The sequence below is a fragment of the Trabulsiella guamensis ATCC 49490 genome (genome assembly GCF_000734965.1).
Classification (GTDB): Bacteria; Pseudomonadota; Gammaproteobacteria; order Enterobacterales; family Enterobacteriaceae; genus Trabulsiella; species Trabulsiella guamensis.
Genome location: NZ_JMTB01000051.1, coordinates 55,152 through 74,553, shown reverse-complemented (window position 1 = coordinate 74,553; position 19,402 = coordinate 55,152). Strand labels below are relative to the sequence as shown.

Genomic DNA, 19,402 nt, shown 5'->3' with positions numbered 1-19,402 from the left:
TAGTTGCCGGAGCTGCCGATTCGGGCGTCGTCGCCGGAGCTGCCGATTTGGGCGTTGTAGCCGGAGCTGTTTTCGCCTTCTGTTACCTGATCAGATGGGTGCTCCATGCTGGTGAGCTCGCCAACCATTTTGTCGGTAGTGGCTGTTTCAGCCTGAATAAAGGCTGGGTGTTCCAGATGAGTTTCATACATACGACTAACAAGCCAGCGGGCATCGTCGAAGCGTTTATCAGCGATCAGCGCGCCATGCACATCGCTGTATGCACCGCCCTGTGGAAATTTATCCAGAAACCAGCGGAATCCATCAGTACAGGCGTGCCAGGCTTTTACTTGTTCTTTTGTGATTTGCATTAAGCAGTCCTCGCTACAAGGAGAATGAAGGTAATGATCAGGCCGAGCGCAGTAGCGAGGGCCAGACCGGTAAAGAAGTCGAAAGTTTTACGGCGGTAACGGAGCACATCGCGCCCCGTCAGGCGGTGAAGGTGTTCGGGTTTCATCGGTGGTGCTCCTTTTCATGTCGGGGAGCGCACTGCACTGAATGCGCTTTCAGGCATGAAAAAAGCCCGCCAAGGGAGACGGGCAAAGACTACACACAGCAATTAAGGGATGATTCAGGAGGATGGAGATTACATTCGGACAGGCATGATTAACATGTAAGCATCTTGGCCTAATCTGAAACGAGTAGCACTTGCGGAGTCCTGCATTTCCAGAACACCATTAGCTTTTTTATCGAAATACTTTGAACACTTCGCAGCATCCGCGAGGTAGGGCATATGTATTCCAATTGCCTCTACTTTACCAGGCTTGAAATGCGAAACCCGGCGCCAGTCTGGAAAACGACCATCGATAATTTCAATCGGGGATGTCAAAACTTCCTGTGCTTTATCATCAATGAACGTAGCACTGTGCCTTTCTGTATTAATGATGACGTGATCGAATTTTGCTGGGGGCTTCGCTTTCACATTTATGATGACGCTTTCACCTTCGGTTGTTGCTTTCCCGCAGAATAAGCGGTGCCCGTCGGTAGCTACGATGAACCCCTCCGAATCGAAAAAAATACCGTTAATATAGTAGCGAACGTCCTTCACGCCAGCGCATGTTAGCGCTGAAAGATATTCTGCACGTTTAACTGTGATCATGATGTATTCCTGCATTTGTCAGTTCACTTTGGCGGTGCAGCGGCCGGCGCTGGTCTTCGGCTTGTCTCAGGGACTGCAATTCACCACACCCCAAAGGGAACTAAGCGCCCCATCATCGGGGCGTTTCAACTTGCGTGACTTGTCAGCTCGTCGCGGTGTGGTCCTCTACGCCTACCGTACGCATACGGACTCGGCGCTTACCTCGATCCCATCGGGTGCCATTTCGTTTTGCCAGGAGCACTACGGCTTGCCTGTCACGCGGTTCTGTTTGTTAAAGAGCGTTGTTAAGTATCGCTGTATAGATATCTTAACCTTTGATGCATAGTTAAGACCTCTAAACCTTTAAAGTCAAGAGGTGAAGTTAAGAAAGTTGTACTTTTTTACGAATAGGTATAGAAAAGCCCGCAATTGCGGGCTTGGGATAGGTGGTCAAAGCTTTACAGAAGCACTGAGTACCAGAACACCTGACCAATAACTTTTATTTTGTTGGCGTCATGATTGAAATATTCTTCATCCGTGTACTCGTCTCTGTTAAATGAGCGAACGCGAATCCCGCTTGGCAAACGATAAAGAAGTTTAACGCGGAGTAAACCATCATGGTCTATGGCATACATCTGGCCGTCTTTAATGCCTGTTTTAGACGTATCTACCCCGACAACAGCGCCATCAGGTAATACTGGTTCCATGCTGTTTCCGTGCACGCTGACGCATGCGGCACAGGCAACATCTACGCCCGCTTTTCGAAGTGTTGATTTTGCAAACCTGAGCGTACAACCCGAGCGATCGAGTTCTACATATGTACCATTTCCGGCAGACAGCTCCACTTCCTGAAAGAAAGGTATTTCCACTTCATCATCCTCGAGTGGTGTTGACGAATCCCAGACAGAAAAGCCACCCTCAACTTTAGCATTTGATGAGATCGGTTGTGCCTCAGGGGCTTTACCTGTAAGTAGCCATTCCGGAGATACATTGAGGGTTTCCGCTAGGTTGATCAGATTCTTGCCACGCGGTTCGGTGGATCCTGATTCCCATTGTGAAACAGTAGCTTTAGTCAGCCCTATACGTTTTGCCAGCGCGTCCTGAGTTAATTTTGCATTAAGGCGAGCTTCGCGAATACGTGCGTTAATCATGGTGATACCCCTCATATGGGTTAGTTAGCTTAACTTATTTAAGGTATCGTGTTCTTGACTTGTATGTTTAGTTTTCTTAACCTCATGTAATCTACGTGCGTCCAGGAAAACGGATATGAAAAAGACAAAAGCTATTGAGCTTGCGGGCAGCAAGGCAAATCTCGCGAGATTACTGAACGTTTCTAAAGGAGCCGTTTCCCAGTGGGGCGATGAGATCCCTGAGTTACGAGCTCTTCAACTGGAAAAGCTGTTAGCAAATAAAAAATCACCAGACACGCAAAAGGCGTAACCCATGCCAGACAAAAAGAACTGGGGGGCGACGCCTGACGAATGGTTCCATTTCGATCTGGTGCTGGGGCGTACTGACCAGCTGTTACCAGTCGTGTGCAACCCGGACGCCGCCATTTCCCCCGACAGTAAACTGAAAGCGCTGGGCAAGACGCCGAGCCGCTATAACCGTGACCGTCTGGTCACCGGTATTGCTCAGTGGACAGAGCACATTGTCACCGAACGTGATTTCGCGCGCTGGTCGAAAGAGCCTGATTATGGCATCTGCGTGCGCACCGGCTTCGGTTGGCTGGCGCTGGACTGCGACAGCGAAGACGCTGACGTGCAGTCGGCAATACGCGATCTGCTGGTGCAGTTGCTGGGCGAACTCCCGCCGCGGCGCTGGCGCGCCAACAGCAATAAATGCCTGTACCTGCTGGGTGTAGAGGGCGATTTCCGTAAGCGCATCCACCGTCTGGAGGGTGAGCTCGGCATTATCGAGTTGCTGGCAAACGGGCAGCAGTTCGTTGCCTGCGGTACGCACAGCAGCGGCGCCCGTATCGAATGGGACGGTGGTCTGCCGGATGAGCCGCCAGTTTTATCAGCGGACCAGCTCGAAACACTGTGGCAGCGCCTGGCGGATCAGTTGCCAGTGTCAGTTACCACTGAAGCAGGCAGCGCGAAGATGCGCGACCGCTCAACGTTCACGCCCGGCGCCACGGATGAAACGGCGGAGTATCTTGACGCCAACGGCTGGACACTGCTGGACGGCGCCAACGGTGAGCGATACATCCGCTGCCCGTTTGAGGACGGCCACAGTACCGGCGGAGACCCGACCAGCACAGTTTACTTTCCCGGCGGTACCGCAGGTTTCGATCTCGGGCATTTCAAATGCCTGCATGCCAGTTGCGCACACCGTGATGACGGCGATTTCCTCAACGCCATTGGGATCCGCAACGATGATTTCGAAGATCTTACCAGTACAGAAGTCGCCGAACCTGTTCCGCTGCCAGCGTTCGAGCGTGACAAATGGGGGCGCATAGAGGCCACCATCAGCAACGCGGCCAGAGCCGTTGTGCGTCCTGACTTCGTTGACATCGATATTCGCTTTGACCAGTTCCGTGACGAAATTATGTTCGCCCCGGCGGGCTCCGGCCGGTGGCAGGCGTTCACCGATGCGGATTATGCGCGCCTGCGCATCACGATGGAAAAGCGCGGGTTCAAACCGGTAGGACGCGAACTCATTCGCGATGTTGTGCTGCTGGCCGCTGACGAACAGCCGTTTGATTCGGCCGTCACCTGGCTGAACGGGCTGGAATGGGATGGCGTGCCACGTATCGAAACTTTCTACCACACGCACTTTGGTACCGACGACACGCCATACACCCGCGCGGTGTCCATGTACATGTGGACGGCGCTGGCTGGCAGGGTGCTGGAGCCCGGTATCAAGGCCGATATGGTGCCTATCCTTGTCGGTCCGCAGGGCTGCGGTAAATCCTCGGGCGTGGAGGCTTTGAGTCCCGATCCGGCGTTCTTCACAGAGATATCGTTCGCTGAGAAAGACGACGATCTTGCACGCAAGATGCGCGGGCGTCTTGTGGCAGAGATTGGCGAGCTGCGCGGCCTCAATACCAAAGAGCTCGAGTCAATTAAGGCATTCGTGACGCGTACGCACGAGAACTGGATCCCTAAATATCGGGAGTTCGCTACCCAGTTCCCGCGTCGCCTGGTGTTCGTCGGTACCACCAACGAGGACGAATTCCTCGCTGACAAGACCGGTAACCGTCGCTGGCTTCCCGTCGAGGTATCCAGTGTTGATGTGCCAGCGGTCAGACGCGACCAGCTGCAACTGTGGGCTGAAGCTCGCGAGATGTTTAAGCTGCTCGGCGGCATCCAGTTCCGCGATGCTGAACGTCTCGGTGCAGGTGTCCACGAGCAGTACACCATTAAGGACGCGTGGCTTGAAACGGTTGAGAAATGGCTCGACACGCCAGACCTGATAACGGAAGTGGTTCCACGAACTTGCGAATTTTTACGCGCTAGCGATGTTTTGCGTGATGCAATTGGACTGAATCCCAGTCACATAGGAAAACGCGAAGAAATGCGAATTGGTAATGTTTTGCAAAACTGCGGTTATAAGCGCGTTCAGCGACGAATAAACGGCAAGAAATGCAAGCTATGGGAGCCAGTGGAACCACCTGGAACCACCTTATAACGGAGGTGGTTCCGCTTTTAGCACCTTTATATATGCGGTGCGGAACCACTGGAACCACTGGAACCACCTTTCTATTAAAAACCCCATATATATATATAAGTCGATTTGGGGAAAGGTTAGAAAAAGGTGGTTCCAGGTGGGGGCAGGTGGTTCCACCCTAAACATGTAATTTATTGCAGGTAGCGATATGCAAACACAGATGAATTCGACAACGGCGAAAAACGAGCGCCAGCAGCTCAATGAAATCGGTCTTTATGCTCGCGCGTGCGCGCGTTTTGGGGGTGAGGTATGATCAAGCCTGCGATCCTGCAAACCAACTGGCGACAGGTTATCAACGACATTCACAGCTCTGGCGCATCGCTGCTCAGCATTGCAGAAAGCCTGAATGTCGCCAAAACAACGCTACTGGGCTGGCGCGAAGGCGCAACACCTAACCATCACTACGGTGAAGCGTTGCTCGAGCTGTGGTGTTACACTTCGCGGAAATCACGTAACGAAGCGCCGACGATGGTGGCGCTGGGGCGTAAGGAGCGCGTGCTGTTGCTGGGTGGCAAACTCGACGGCAGAAGGGCGGAGATCGCCCCTGGCGTTCCGGAGGTGATTCTCGACAAGGAGATTTACGCCCGCAGGGAAATTGCGCTGGGGCAGACACGCGCTGCGGTTTATGTCGCAGCTAACCTGACGGACTGCAAAGCCGCCGACCTGTTAGCGCTGCTTGTGTCGGGTTATCGCAAGTCTTACAACTAAACGCCAAAACGTGCGAAAACAGGGCTTTCACTGAGAAAAAACGCTATGCAAAAACAGCCCTGTTTTATGCACGATTTATGCAGTGCCTTTTTGCCCTTTCTCGCCAGCAAACTGCAATAAATAACCGCTTCGTGCCAGACCGGTAACGAGTGCTGATCCAGTGGTTCCCATAAGAGCCATTATGTTAAATCGGGGCGGTTTTTAACAAATATTCCATTTGGTCGGGATTCCGACCGCAACCCCATTCCACACTTGCGGCTCCAGTATCAACAGGAGCCACCACGATGGCACGACCAAAGAAAACCGTTGAAGTACCGGGGCAGGAAACTAAGCCTGCCACAGATGCCGATACAGGCGCACTGGCGGGCGAACAGACCATCCCAACCGCAGGCGCAGGCACCGACATTCAGGCCACTGGTACAGCACCAGACCCGGCCATCGCAGCACGTAATGCACTGCTGGCAACCATCAACGAGCAGGGCGCCGCAATCATCGCGCGCTTTGAAGAGCTGGGCTTTACAGACCTGGCTGATCAGCAGCTCACCGATAACACCGAATTCCTCGAACTCGTTAAAAAAGCGACCACTGCTGCGCCATACGGTCATGTGACGAACGAGGAGGGCAAGGCTCAACCGGTAGCTGGCAAACCCGTGCTGACTGAGCGCGGTTGGCATATTCCGGGCTAAGGAGAATCGCTATGTGTGGAGGTGGTGGTGCACCAAGGGTCGTAGAGACCGATCCGCAGGCCGAAGCTGATGCAGCTGCTGATGCAGCGGCAAAAGCGGCTAACGCAGATGCAGCAGCGCGCAAGAAACGCAAGAAAGGCTCTTCCCTGCTGGCAAGCGGCGCTCAGGGCGCGTCTGATTCCGGCAGCTCTCTGCTGTCTTCTGGCGCGCAGGCTGCGCAGCAGAAAAACACCTTAGGGGCGTAACCGATGGATGAGCTCGCCGTAAAGCTGATTAAGCGTGCAGACACGCTGAAAGCAAACCGCCAGGTGCATGAAAGTGTCTGGCGCGAGTGCTATGACTACACCTATCCGCTGCGCGGCGCAGGGCTATCCGATGAGGTGCTCGACGCCCAGAGCGCTAAACACAAGGTGGCGAAGCTACTGGACGGTACCGCCACCGACAGCGCCCGCATGCTGGCTTCTGCGCTCATGTCCGGCATGACCCCGGCAAACGCGCAGTGGCTCAACCTGGACAGTGAATCGCTGCCTGATGATGCCAAAGCCTGGCTGTCTGAGTGCGCGACGCTCGTCTGGGAGAATATCCACGCTGCCAACTTTGACGCCGAAGGGTATGAAGCAAATCTCGACGTGGTGTGCGCGGGCTGGTTCGTGCTGTACATCGACGAGAACCGCGACGAGGGTGGGTACACGTTCCAGCAGTGGCCGCTGGCGCAGTGCTATGTCACATCCACCCGCAAGGATGGCATCGTGGACACGGTGTACCGCTGCTACCAGCTCACCGCTGAGCAGGCAGTCAAAGAGTTTGGCGCCGACAAGGTCAGCAAGAAGATCCTCGACGCCGCGAAGAACAAACCCGACGACAAATTTGAATTCATGCACTGCATCTTCCCGCGGGATACTTACGCGGTGGATGCACGCCTTGCCCGTAACATGCGCTTTGCGTCGTACAACGTGGAAGTGAGCGGCAAGCAGATTGTGCGCGAATCTGGCTACCACGAGTTTCCGTGCTGCGTTCCTCGCTGGATGAAAATCCCCGGCGGCTCGTACGGCATCGGCCCGGTATACGATGCGCTGCCGGATTGCAAAGAGCTCAACGAAACAAAACGCATGGAGAAGGCCGCGCAGGATCTGGCTATCTCCGGCATGTGGATTGCTGAAGATGACGGCGTGCTCAACCCGCGAACGGTGAAGGTTGGCCCGCGCCGCATAATCGTGGCGAACAGCGTTGACAGCATGAAGCCGCTACTCACAGGCGCTGATTTCAACGTTGCGTTTACCGCAGAAGACCGCCTGCAGGCGTCCATCCGCAAGATCATGATGGCAGACCAACTGCAACCGCAGGACGGCCCGGCCATGACCGCCACCGAGGTACACGTGCGTGTTGCGTTGATCCGCCAGTTACTTGGCCCGGTATATGGTCGCTTCCAGGCTGAATACCTGCAACCGCTGGTTGTGCGCTGCTTTGGCATCGCCTTCCGCGCTGGCGTGTTCCCTCAACCGCCTGAAAGTCTCCAGAACGCTAATTTCAACGTGCGTTACATCTCTCCGCTGGCCCGTGCGCAGCAACTGGAGGATGTAACCGCGATCGAGCGTCTTGGCATGAACGTGCAGAACCTTGCTGGTATCGACCAGTCGGTTGTTGACCTGGTAGACACGGACGAAGCTACGCGTGTTGTGGCTGACGCGCTCGGCGTTCCGGCCAAAGTTATCCGCTCTTCTGAAGCGGTTGCGAACCTTCGTGATGAGCGCCAGAAGCTGGCAGCGCAGGCACAACAGCAGGCAATGGTAATGCAGGCGGGCACTGAGGCCGCTGGTGCGGCAGGGCAGACAGCGGGCGCTGCGTTAGGCAGACAACTGGCAGGTGGCTGATGACAACGAAACAGGTAACGCCCGAGGACTACAAACGCATTTTCGAGGAAATGCCGGGAGGTCCGCAGGTGCTGGAAGAACTAACCCGGCGGTTCGGGCGCGCGGCATATGTCCCCGGCGGCCCGGAGGGCGACCGTGAAACGTGCTACCGGGCCGGGCAGCGTTCCGTGCTCGATTTTATCCTCGGTCAAATTAACAAAGCAGACGGAGTAAACGACGATGTGGAAGCTTAAACACTTATTCATGAACGCTGAGCAGGGCGCAGAGCAGGGCGGCGGGAACGGAGGTGGTAACGATGCAGGTACTGGCGGTAATAATGGCGGTGAGCAGGGCAATGGTAATCCTGCTGGCAATTCGTTACTGGGCACCGGCGCAGAACAACAGGGCGCGGGCGACTGGTTACCTGAAAAATTCCGGGTTATGGGCAATGACGGAAAGCTCAACATTGAAAGCTCAGCCCGCAAACTGGCAGAGAATTACACGCACCTTGAGAAACGTATGGGCAGCGGTGATGCGCCGCCGAAAACTGCTGACGAGTACGCTCCAAAGGTAGAAGTGGAAGGGTTTAAGTGGGAAGAGTTTAAAGCAGATCCCCGCATGCAGAGCTTTATGAAAACCGCGCATGCCAAAGGCATCACCAACGACCAGATGAGTTTCATCATTGGCGAATACGTACAGCGCGCGCCGGAGCTGGTGAACGGTGCTGCGGAACTGGATGCGGAAGCAGCATCCACAGCGTTACGTGAAGTGTGGAAAACGGATGCCGAGTTTAAACAAAACATTGGCCTGGCCTATCGTGCGTTTACGCAACTGGCGGAGCAGGGTGACGATATCAACGCGATCGGCAACAACCCGATGGTTATTCGCATGCTCGCCAAAATCGGTAAGGAAATGCAGGAAGATTCTCCAACTGGCGGCGCCATCAATATGGCTGAGCAGCAATCCATTCGCGACCTGATGAAATCCCCGGCGTACATGGATCCGAAGCATGCCGATCATGAGCGAGTATCCGCCCAGGTGCGAGCGTTCTACGAGAAGAATTACGGCAACGCTACCGTAGCGTGACATGCCGTTACCACAGCACAAAAGCCAGCCTGAACGCTGGCTTTTTTTTTCATTTGGTCGGGATTCCGACCGCACCCCTCACTAACAATCGCTCCATAACCAGCCCGGCGGGGACGCCGGATAACTGAATTTTCCCTCTGAGCGTAAGCGCCAGTCGCTCAGTGATACAGGGCCGGTTTACCGATAACCCGCAGGCGATAAATTCTGGAGTGACTGTTATGTCTTTCGATACCAACAAAAACATGATTACCGCTGCGTTTATCCAGCAGTTTCATGATTCGTTTGAAATCGCGTCGCAGCAAAAGGACTCGCGCCTGCAGGGTGCTGTCCACGATCGCGGCGCTATCACTGGCGCGTCGTTCACGATTAACGACATGGGCACCATCGAGATGACCCAGATCACCACGCGTTTTGGTGATACGGTCTGGGATGTACCGAAAGCCGGTACGCGTAATGCGCTGATGGCTGACTACGGTGTGTTCGTGCCTGTTGAAAAACGCGACCTGCGTAAATTGTTGGCCGACCCTCAGGGGCCGTACTTGCAGCTCACTATGGCTGCGGCAAACCGCAAAAAGGACGATGTAATTTACCGCGCGCTGCTCGATACAGTGCTGCGCAAAACGTCTGACACGGGTGCCTACGCCCCAGTTGCACTTCCGGCGACGCAGAAGATTGTTGACGGCGGTACCGGTATGACCAAAGCCAAGCTGATCGCGGCTAAGGCCATGTTCCGCCGCAACGAGTGCGACGAGCAGAACGGTGAAGATCTGTTCATCACCTATAACGCCGACATGCTGACACAGATCCTCAGCGATACCACGCTGACCAGCGCCGACTTTATGGCGGTGAAAATGCTGCAGGAAGGCGCGGTGTCGTCTAAGTGGCTGGGCTTCAACTGGTTAGCCTATGAAAAACTGGATTCCGTGACGGGTACCACCACTGTAACCACCGCAGCAGCCTGGTGTAAAACTGCCGTGCATTTCGGTACCGGTGCTGAGTACAACGTCGACATCGGTCCGCGCCGCGATAAGAACAACACCATTCAGATTTCGGTTGATGCGTCCTATGGCGCTGGCCGTGCAGCTGAAAACAAAGTTGTCACCATTGATTTCGTAGCTTAAAGCCGCTGATGTCTTTGCCGGGGGTAACACCCCGGCCTTTTTACTTCTGAGGTGATGCCATGAATTCGAGCGTATCAATCTGTTCAAACGCACTGCTGGCGCTGGGGGCGCACCCGATTAACAGTTTCGACGAAGATACTGATCACGCCCGACTGTGCTCTAACCTCTACCCTACCGTGCGAAATAACCTGTTGCGCGCGCACCCATGGAATTGCGTTATCAAGCGCGTTGTTCTGTCCCCTGTCAGCGCTACACCAGTTTTTGGTTTCCGTTTTCAGTTTGCTTTACCCGGAGATTTGATTCGCGTTATGTCAGTCGGCGAGCCACATGATGACATTCGGTACCGCATTGAAGGCAACCGACTACTGGCGAACATCGACACGGTGTGGTTGCGTTACACCTTCCGTAATGAGGATGAATCCACATGGGACGCCTCGCTCGTCAATGCGGCGGAAATGTTGATGCAGGCAAAGATGGCCTATGCCGTCACAGGTTCTGCTGCGCTGCGCGACAGCCTGGCACAGGAAGCAAGTTTCGTGCTGAAACAGGCAAAAGCGATCGACGGGCAGGAAGAACCGGCGGAGATTCTGGACGGCTATCCGACGTACGAGTCGAGGTTCTGACATGCGCGCTAACCTGATAAAAACAAATTTCACTGCCGGGGAGATCTCGCCGCGTCTGATGGGGCGTGTAGACATTTCCCGTTACGCCAATGGCGCAAAGGTTATCGAAAATGGCGTGGTGGTGGTGCAGGGCGGTGTTATTCGTCGCCCGGGTACACGCTACGCAGCGGCTGCAAAATTTGGCGATAAAAAAGCCCGCCTCATTCCATATGTGTTTAACCGTTCGCAGGCGTATATGCTGGAATTTGGTGACGGCTATATGCGGATTTATCAGAACGGTAAGCAGCTGGTTAACGAAGACGATACCCCATATGAAATAGCCAGTCCTTACACCGCTGATATGCTTTCGGCGATCAACTACGTGCAGGGCGCCGATACCATGTTTCTGGTGCATCAGTCGGTAAAACCTCAGCGCCTTCAGCGGCGCGGGCAAACTGACTGGGTGCTTGAACCTGCGCCATTTGTCGTTGAACCATTTGATGAAGTGCGTGACACACCGCAGAAATGGTGCAAACCATCAGCGAAAGAGTTTGTAGGCTCCAGCGTAACGTTAACCCTGAGCGATTCAGAACCCGGCGATAACCCTACACCGCCGCTAACCGGTGCTGGCTGGGCTGCGCAGGATGTCGGTTCGTATGTACGTATCAACGACGGCCTGATTCTGATCACCAGCGTCACCAGTTCGCAAACTGCCACTGGCACAATTCGCGGAGATCTCACCGCAACGCAGGCGGCATCACCCGGTTCGTGGACACGCGAAGATACAGTCTGGACGGATACCTTCGGATACCCCGGGGCTGTGACGCTGTATCAGCAGCGGCTGGTGTTAGCCGGTTCGCCTAAGTATCCGCAAACCATCTGGTGGAGCGAAACTGGTGTTTATCTGTCGTTCGAACTGGGTACCAATGACGACGACGCAATCAGCTTTACTTTGTCCTCCGACCAGCTCAATCCGATTGTACATCTTGCGCAGATGAACACCCTGATTGCGCTGACCTACGGCGGGGAGTTCACCATCACATCCGGCACTGATGCCGCGATCACGCCAACCAACATATCGGTAAAAAATCCGAGCCCATACGGTTGCAACGGAATTCGTCCTGTGCGCGTTGGCACCGAAATCATGTTTATTCAGCGGGCCGGGCGCAAGCTGTATGCGGTGGCCTATGACCCCGACAGCTTTGTTTCATACTCGGCCAATGATATGACCGTGCTGGCCGAACACATCACTGCGGGTGGCGTGGTGGACATGGCATACCAGCAGCAGCCAGACGCCTTTATCTGGCTGGTTCGCAATGATGGCGTTGCAGTGACTATGGCGATCGACAGGGCCCAGGAAGTTATTGCCTGGTCACGTCAGATTACTGATGGCGCTTTCGAGTCTCTGGCCTCAATACCCTCTGATACTGACGATGTAGTTTATGCCATCGTTAAGCGGCAGGTCGGCGGGCAGACAGTGCGATACGTAGAGGTGTTTGACAGTTCGCTATATACAGATGCAGCGGTTACGGGGTCCAGCGAGACTGGGGCCACAACATGGACCGGGTTAACGCATCTGGAAGGTAAAACAGTTGATGTGGTTGCTGACGGTTCTGTTATGCCTCAGGCGGTCGTTAGCGACGGGCAGATAACACTGTCACGTAAAGCCAACTCCGTGGAGATCGGACTCCATTTTGAATCGACCATACAGACGCTGTCGCCAGAGGTTGCAACCTCTGAGGGTACGACGCAGAACGCGAAAAAGCGTACCAGCGAAGTCACTATGCGTTTCCTCGAAACAACAGGCGCAGAGTGCAATGGGCAGGTTATTCCGTTCCGCCGTTTTGGTCCTCAGGTCCTCGATAAACCAGCGCCGCTTTTCACCGGTGATCACTATTGGGGAAAACTCGGCTGGGAACGCGGCGAGGACACGCTTTTGATTCAGCAGCGACAACCGTTGCCGTTTCATCTTCTTGCAATCATTTTCACATTTACCAGTAACGGGGGCTGACATGGTACGAAATGCCACCACGGGGGACATTCCGTCGCTTATTGAGCTGGGAACCAGAATGTATCTGGAATCGCGGTATGCACAAAACTCACCTTTTGATGCAGACAAATGCGCGGGGCTCGCCCGGGATTTAATTACCAGTCCCGCTGGCTGCGTGCTGGTAGTGGAGAAAGACGATCGTGTGATCGGCTGGCTTGCTGGCGGCATCGCCGAGCAGTGGTTTTCTCGTCAGCTAATGGCGTTTGAATACGGGCTCTTTATCGCGCCAGAACATCGCGGTGGATCGGCTGGTCCTCGCCTGGCGAAATCTTTTATTTGCTGGGCGGAAGAGCACGGCGCAGCCCTCATTAATATGGGGATCACCACCGGCGTTCATGAGCAGCGTACTGGGGAGCTGTATTCCCGTCTTGGCTTGTCGCGCACTGGCCTGCTGTATTCAAAAGAGGTGTAACAATGTGTACTGGCGTAGAAGTCGCACTGGTCGCATCCTCCGTTCTAGCCGCTGGCGGAGCGGTTTATAGTGGCCAGCAGCAAAAGAAAATGTCGGACTATCAGGCCGCGCAGGCTGAAGCAGATGCAGAGGCTGCAAAAGCGCAGGCCAGAGTTGAGGCTGATCGCATTCGCAAGGCCGGACGTGCGCAGGCTTCACAGGCTAACGCGGCGCTGGCCGCGTCAGGAGTTGAAACCGGGGCGGGCACAGCGCTCCGCATCACCTCCGGGATCACCGGTGACGCAGAGCAAGATGCGTATCAGACGATACTCAACGGCGCAAACCAGAGTGCAAGACTGAATTCGCAGGCGCAGGCTGATCGTATCAGCGGTCGTAATGCTGCGACCGCAGGGTATATCAGCGCGGGCAGTTCGTTGTTGAGTGCTGGCGGGACCGCGTATAGCGGCTGGAAAAAAGCAGGGAGTAAATAACCGTGAGAATTCCCGTAGGTAATTTTGGCAACGTTACGCCGCAGGTTAATCCCACTCGCGTCAGTGTCGGTAATGCTGGCGCGATAGGTAACGCTGTTGCGGGGCTGGGGGTTGCAATCGGGCAGACAGCCGAGGATGTGCAGCGTACTCAGGACAAAGCAGATTTAGCGGCAACACAGGCAATTCTTACCGAGCTCGATTCGAAGTCTAATGACCGCTGGGAAAACCCTGAGACCGGTGCGCTCGTTACACGACAGGGGTTCAAATCCTCTGGTGTTGGTACCGATATGGATAAGTTTGATGCTTCTGATTATGAAGAAGCACGCAAACAGGTGCCCGCCAGCCAGCTAACCTATTTTGATGCGCAATGGAAAGCAGGACAGGTTCGCCGCGTCAGCACTTACAACAGTTTTGAACGAGCTCAGATTGAGCAGGCACAACGCTCCCAGTTTAACACCACCGTAAAATCATCCGTGCAACAGGAATCCAGTGCATATGACGACCCGCAGGCGGCAGCGCTAATTCGCGGCGCCCGCAGGCATTCTATCGAATTATACGGACAGGCACAGGGCTGGAGTACCGAAGAGATTACCGCTGCGATATCCGAAGCAGATCTGCATGCGACTGAGCAACGTGCGCAGAACTATGCCGTATCAAACCCGCAAGGCTGGCTCGCTGGTGACTTTCCGGTAAACGACCCCGGTGGGATGGACATGCGTGCTATCGGCATTGTCGAATCTGGTGGTACCCATTTCACCGCTGACGGTAGCGTTATTCAGGGGCCAGTAACGAAGTCTGGAGATCGTGCGCAAGGGCAGTTTCAGTTGATGCCTGGGACTGGTCGGGAGCTGGCCGCAAAACGCGGTGTGGAATATAACCCGGCGGATCCTGAGCAGCATGTTCAACTGGCGAAAGATTATGTTGGCGAGCTGTACTCTAAATACGGCTCAGAAACGCTTACCGGAGCGGCTTATAACTGGGGGCAGGGTAACGTAGATAAACTCATTGCTAAGATTGGCGACCCTAGAAAAGGCGAAGTTTCAGAGGCTGAGTTTATTCGTCAGCTTCCGGCTGAAACACGCGGATGGCTGGCTAAATACCGCAAAAATAAAACAGGTATGGACCCGGTAGCGGTAAACAAAATCGATAACATGGCCGAGGCCCAGCTACGGGAACAGCGCAACACGTTACGCCAGCAAATAGACCCAATCCTTAATAACACAATGGCGCAGCTCAATAATGGTGAAGTTCCAGACGCCATGCCGGATAAAGCTTCCATCCTGTTTGCTTACGGTGAACAGGGAGAAAATGCGGTTAAGCAGCTTGATATCGCGATTGATAACGCCAGAACTTTTCAGGCGATACAGTATGTTTCTCCTGATCAGCAGCAGGCAGAGCTGGCTAAAGTGAGACCTCAAGCGAATGACCCCGATTACGCCCTTAAGCTGGACGCGTACGGTAAACTCAGCGCGCTGGTACAGAAAAGCAATAGTTTTGTGCAGGCGCAGCGCGATTCCCGCCGGTTCAACGACGCGCTGTCAATGGGTGAAAAGCTCGACCCGAACGACAAAGCTATGCAGAAATCAGCAGACGCAACGGTTACAGCGCAGAATTTCCGCATTAACGATGCCACCACGCACGATGGTGTGGTGCAACAGGTGGCGCAGACCGGTATTATCCCGTCGCAGGTGACGACACAACTTTCCGCTATTGCCCGCGCCCGTAGTCCTGATGTTGTCCGTCAGGGGGCAGCGTTGTTTGATCGTCTCTATAACACTGACCCTGCGTCGGTCGGCAGCATGCCAAAGGAAATGCAGGGGTTCTACCTCACGGTAAAACAGCTAACCGATTCGGGTATGGCATCTGATGCGGCTGTAGAACAGGCGCAAAATCTCACATACAACCAGACTGATGCGCTTAAACAGCAGCTGGCGTCTGAGCAGGGCACCAAAGAGTACAAAAAGGAGCGAAGCAGCGCCATTAGCTCAGCGGCAAGCAGCATGTCGCAGGTATTCCGTTGGGATCCGTCTTCGGATGACCAGACGCCGGAAGCCGCCCGTTTCCGTAATGACTATCAGGCGCTCTACGATATCAATTACCGCACTGCGGGCGGCAATGCCGATGTTGCGAAGAAAATGACCAACCAGCAGATCGCCCGCACCTGGAGTATCAGCGAGGTTAACGGTACCGCTAAGTTCATGAAGTATGCACCGGAAGCGCTTTATAACTATGGTCCGTCTGGCTGGCAGGCAGAACAGTGGAAAGCCGACAAAGAAAAGATCATGTACGGTGACCGCAGCAATGTCATCACCACCAGCCCCACCCAGCTCGGTATCACCTCAGGAAACGCGCCCCAGGCGGAGACAACAATCCCGGAGTCGCGTGTCGGCGGTGAACTGGAGATCACCCCGGATGTACTGACAGCCAGAAATGGTGATTACGCCATCATGGTGCGGACAAAAGATAAAGACGGCATTGAGATGGTGCAGCCGTATTACGACAGCCACGGCAGACCGATGCGCTGGAAACCTTCTCTCGAAGAGTGGGAGCCATACCAGAAAATGCAGCAGGAACGTGAGCAGCAAGCCCGGGATGAACTGGATCGCGGGCAGAATATTCGCGGGTTTAAGGATAAGCATCGTGCGCTGGATGAACAATATAAACGACTCCATAACGAGCGTATGGACAGGGTTAAAAACTATTTCTCGTGGAGCACTGAATAATGCCGGTATACGCCACCCCAGAAGAACTCAGCAACGGATTCACACCCGCGGCCAGTGCGCTACCGGAGCCCACAGGTTTCGACGTTTCATTGCCCGAAGGTACCAATCCGGCACCTCAGCAGGATGAGCCGTCCGTATGGGGTGCCGCCTTTCGCCAGAATAACCTGCTCGCGGGTATGTTCAGGCCGTCAGCGCAGTTCGAACCTGTTGAAGGGTATAACCCGTATGCAGATAAAAACGAGCTCCACGGTTACGAGCAGTGGGGAAGTTCTTTCGCAGACTCCCGATCTCCTGAAGAAACAGCCTGGTTGAAACAGCAGATCGACGACGAAAATGAAGACCGCCGGGTACTGGCCGAAGCCGGGAGCGAAGGGACACTGGCGAGTATCGCCGCCGGAGTTGTTGATCCAGTAACAGTCGCCTCGATGTTCATTCCTGGTGCGCAGGGCGGCGCACTGGCACGTATCGGCTCGCAAATTGCCATTGGCGCAGCGGGTACAGCGCTTAGCGAAGTTGCGCTCAATAATCAGCAGATTACCCGTACGTGGGGAGAAAGTGCGTCTCACGTCGCCGCCGGTGCTCTGCTGAGTGGTGTTTTTGCTGGCGCTGGCACGTTGCTTTCTCCGTCAGTACGCAGCGCGGCAACGAGGGAAGTGGCTGACGCATTCGATAATATGGGCGTAACGTCTGCGGTTGATAACGCAGCTGCATCACTCCCGGATGGCGGTAGCGTCGGTGCAGCACGGATCAGCGAGGCGACGCTCGAGGATTTAACTCCGGTTACTGGTGGCCCAATTGGGAAAGTCGCACGCAAAGCGGGTAGCTACCTTACGCCGGTTACCCGTCTGATGGAGTCTCCGTCAAAGACTGCTCGCCGCACGGCGCTGGAACTGGCAGAGAATAACTTCACTCTGGAAGGAAACCTACGGGGGATTGAAACCCCCGTTGCTGCTGAAACTCGTGTACGTGGCTGGCGCCGAGAAGAGGCCGCGGTGGTTGTCGCTAATAAGCAGGCGTACACGAGATACAAAGCTGACGGTGGTGACCTGAGTTTTTCCCAGTTCCGCGAAGAAGTGGGTAACGCCATGCGCAGCGGCGATGTGCATGCTAATCCGGTGGTGCAGGAAGCGGCGCAGGCAATGCGCATTGTGGTTAACCGGGTGAAAGTGGCGCAGCAGAAGCTTGGTCTGTTACCGCCGGATGAAGAGCTGAAGGCTATTGGTCAGGAAAGTTATTTCCCGCGCGTGTACAAAGTCGGGAAGATTGTTAACGAGCGTGATAACTTCCGCAATATGCTCGTTGACTGGTGGTCACGCGGCGAAAAGACCATGTCGCGCGAAGAGGCGGAGATCGCCGCCGACGCCACTATCAATAAAATTGTCGGCGCCAAAATACCGCAGGATTTCACTAATGTCTTTATGGTCAAATCCGCAGGGAGCACTAAAAGCAGAACGCTGAGCGTTCCAGATCGTCTGATGAAAGACTATCTGGAGAGCGATGCAAACTATGTATTGCAGCGCCATATTCGTGAAGCCGCGTCTGAGGTTGAGCTGACCCGCACCTTTGGCAATAAGACGCTGGAAAAACAGCTTAAAGATATTCAGGACGAGTATGACGCACTAATGCGCCAGCACCCTGCTGAACAGTCGAAGCTGGCGAAAGCTCGTGATAATGACCTACGCGATATTACTGCGCTGCGCGATCGCCTGGCGGGAACCTACGGCATGCCGGACGATCCGGCATCGTTTTTTGTCCGCGCGGGCGCGTTCCTGCGAAGTGCCAACTTCGTCACTAAACTCGGCGGCATGACGGTGTCAGCAATACCGGATCTGGCACGTGGCGTGATGGTCAATGGTTTTCAGAAAATTACCCGCGGCTACGGCGCGCTGATAACGAGATCCCCGGCCTTTAAAGCCAGTAAGGCCGAAATGCAGAAAATGGCAGTTGGGCTGGAAACCATCCTGCATACCCGCGCCAGAACCATGGGGGACCTGGTGGACAGCTCATCGCGAACTACGGCGGTAGAGGCGGGGATGGAGCGTGTTACCGATGTGTTCGGCAAATTAACCATGATGGGCCATTTTGACGACATGAACAAATCGGTTAACGGGATGATTACCGCTGACGGCATTCTCGGTGGTTCGTTCCCCGGTTCCCGTCTGGCGAAGCTCGGCATTAATGACAACATGGCCGCACGTATCCGCGCTGAGTTTAAAAAACATGGCGAAGTTATCGAGGGCTGGAACATCGGTAACTTTGATAAATGGGATGATCAGTACGTTGCGGGCGTGTTCCAGTCCGCGGTACTGAAGGATGTTAACAACACCGTTATCACACCCGGTATCGGCGATACGCCTCTATGGGCGAGTACGCCGCTCGGGAAAACTGTTTTCCAGTTTAAATCGTTCGCCACCGCGTCCTATAACCGCGCTACGCTGGGTGGCCTGCAGGAAGGCTCTGCACAGTTCTATTACGGCACCGCTTTTCAGATTGGCCTGGGCGCGCTGACGTATGCACTTAAGCAGGCCGCTAACGGTAAAGACGTGGACTGGACACCGCAAAAACTGGTGATTGAGGGTATTGACCGCTCCGGTATTCTCGGCCCGTTGATGGAATACAACAACATGGCGGAAAAGGCTTCCGGGGGGATGGTCGGGCTGGGTGCTTTACTCGGTACCGGTACACAGTCACGTTATGCCAGTCGCGGTTTTATTGGCTCGGCGCTGGGCCCGACGTTCGGCCTGCTCGACACTGTCACCGATGTAACAGCGGGCGTACTGAATGGTGACGCCGGTGATCGAGTCCTGCATAATGTTCGCACATTGTTACCGGGTAATAATCTGTTCTGGATTGCGCCTATTATTAATCAGGTTGATCCAGGGATGCGTTAAAAGGCTATGTAACA

The 19,402-nt window shown here is 54.7% G+C and carries 19 protein-coding genes; 15 read left to right on the top strand and 4 right to left on the bottom strand.

Annotated features, from left to right (window positions below; translation table 11 throughout):
• From GTGU_RS07055 to GTGU_RS07045, 4 genes are all read right to left on the bottom strand, one after another.
• On the bottom strand, positions 1 to 350 hold a 350-nt coding region (locus GTGU_RS07055), incomplete at its 3' end, for a YdhT family protein (protein ID WP_038155257.1).
• The gene (locus GTGU_RS26040; protein WP_169741169.1) at positions 350 to 496 is read right to left on the bottom strand and encodes a hypothetical protein; all 147 of its coding nucleotides are present in this window, start codon (positions 494 to 496) and stop codon (positions 350 to 352) included. The genes GTGU_RS07055 and GTGU_RS26040, both read right to left, overlap by 1 nt.
• A gap of 129 nt (positions 497 to 625) precedes the next feature.
• Positions 626 to 1,138: a hypothetical protein gene (locus GTGU_RS07050; protein WP_038155255.1), complete on the bottom strand. Its 513-nt coding sequence runs from the start codon at positions 1,136 to 1,138 to the stop codon at positions 626 to 628.
• 437 nt (positions 1,139 to 1,575) lie between these two features.
• The gene (locus GTGU_RS07045; protein ID WP_051857308.1) at positions 1,576 to 2,268 is read right to left on the bottom strand and encodes a helix-turn-helix domain-containing protein; all 693 of its coding nucleotides are present in this window, start codon (positions 2,266 to 2,268) and stop codon (positions 1,576 to 1,578) included.
• A gap of 115 nt (positions 2,269 to 2,383) precedes the next feature.
• Between GTGU_RS07045 and GTGU_RS24405 the strand changes: the two genes are divergently transcribed.
• The 15 genes from GTGU_RS24405 (at position 2,384) to GTGU_RS06975 (ending at position 19,388) form a co-directional block, all read left to right on the top strand.
• Positions 2,384 to 2,557 (top strand): Cro/CI family transcriptional regulator, encoded by a 174-nt coding sequence (locus GTGU_RS24405; RefSeq protein WP_072011924.1) that lies wholly within the window; start codon positions 2,384 to 2,386, stop codon positions 2,555 to 2,557.
• 3 nt (positions 2,558 to 2,560) lie between these two features.
• The gene (locus tag GTGU_RS07040) at positions 2,561 to 4,750 is read left to right on the top strand and encodes a VapE domain-containing protein (RefSeq protein WP_038155252.1); all 2,190 of its coding nucleotides are present in this window, start codon (positions 2,561 to 2,563) and stop codon (positions 4,748 to 4,750) included.
• A gap of 288 nt (positions 4,751 to 5,038) precedes the next feature.
• Positions 5,039 to 5,497 carry a hypothetical protein gene (locus GTGU_RS26350; RefSeq protein WP_051857307.1) on the top strand — a complete coding sequence of 153 codons (459 nt, stop codon included), beginning with the start codon at positions 5,039 to 5,041 and terminating at the stop codon, positions 5,495 to 5,497.
• A gap of 284 nt (positions 5,498 to 5,781) precedes the next feature.
• Entirely contained in the window at positions 5,782 to 6,183 is a 402-nt protein-coding gene (locus GTGU_RS07030; RefSeq protein ID WP_038155251.1) for a hypothetical protein, read from the top strand.
• 11 nt (positions 6,184 to 6,194) lie between these two features.
• Positions 6,195 to 6,428 (top strand): hypothetical protein, encoded by a 234-nt coding sequence (locus tag GTGU_RS07025; protein WP_038155250.1) that lies wholly within the window; start codon positions 6,195 to 6,197, stop codon positions 6,426 to 6,428.
• Positions 6,429 to 6,431: 3 nt separating this feature from the next.
• The gene (locus GTGU_RS07020) at positions 6,432 to 8,054 is read left to right on the top strand and encodes a portal protein (RefSeq protein ID WP_038155249.1); all 1,623 of its coding nucleotides are present in this window, start codon (positions 6,432 to 6,434) and stop codon (positions 8,052 to 8,054) included.
• A complete protein-coding gene (locus tag GTGU_RS07015) occupies positions 8,054 to 8,287 on the top strand; it encodes a Bbp19 family protein (RefSeq protein ID WP_038155248.1) in 234 nt (77 codons plus the stop codon). Before GTGU_RS07020 ends, GTGU_RS07015 begins: the two co-directional genes overlap by 1 nt.
• Positions 8,274 to 9,119, top strand: a complete 846-nt coding sequence (locus tag GTGU_RS07010) for a hypothetical protein (RefSeq protein WP_038155246.1) — start codon at positions 8,274 to 8,276, stop codon at positions 9,117 to 9,119. The genes GTGU_RS07015 and GTGU_RS07010 overlap by 14 nt, the downstream gene beginning before the upstream one ends.
• Positions 9,120 to 9,337: 218 nt before the next feature.
• The gene (locus GTGU_RS07005) at positions 9,338 to 10,240 is read left to right on the top strand and encodes a phage capsid protein (RefSeq protein WP_038155244.1); all 903 of its coding nucleotides are present in this window, start codon (positions 9,338 to 9,340) and stop codon (positions 10,238 to 10,240) included.
• Between the two features lie 59 nt (positions 10,241 to 10,299).
• Positions 10,300 to 10,863 carry a phage connector family protein gene (locus GTGU_RS07000; RefSeq protein WP_038155243.1) on the top strand — a complete coding sequence of 188 codons (564 nt, stop codon included), beginning with the start codon at positions 10,300 to 10,302 and terminating at the stop codon, positions 10,861 to 10,863.
• Position 10,864: 1 nt separating this feature from the next.
• The gene (locus GTGU_RS06995; protein ID WP_038155242.1) at positions 10,865 to 12,853 is read left to right on the top strand and encodes a phage tail protein; all 1,989 of its coding nucleotides are present in this window, start codon (positions 10,865 to 10,867) and stop codon (positions 12,851 to 12,853) included.
• Between the two features lies 1 nt (position 12,854).
• Positions 12,855 to 13,304, top strand: coding sequence for a GNAT family N-acetyltransferase (locus GTGU_RS06990; RefSeq protein WP_038155241.1), 450 nt, complete (start codon positions 12,855 to 12,857; stop codon positions 13,302 to 13,304).
• Between the two features lie 2 nt (positions 13,305 to 13,306).
• Positions 13,307 to 13,774, top strand: coding sequence for a hypothetical protein (locus GTGU_RS06985; RefSeq protein ID WP_038155240.1), 468 nt, complete (start codon positions 13,307 to 13,309; stop codon positions 13,772 to 13,774).
• Positions 13,775 to 13,776: 2 nt separating this feature from the next.
• Positions 13,777 to 16,497 (top strand): transglycosylase SLT domain-containing protein, encoded by a 2,721-nt coding sequence (locus tag GTGU_RS06980; RefSeq protein ID WP_038155238.1) that lies wholly within the window; start codon positions 13,777 to 13,779, stop codon positions 16,495 to 16,497.
• Complete coding sequence (locus GTGU_RS06975) at positions 16,497 to 19,388, top strand: hypothetical protein (protein WP_038155237.1); 2,892 nt, start codon at positions 16,497 to 16,499, stop codon at positions 19,386 to 19,388. Before GTGU_RS06980 ends, GTGU_RS06975 begins: the two co-directional genes overlap by 1 nt.
• The last annotated feature ends 14 nt before the right edge of the window (positions 19,389 to 19,402 follow it).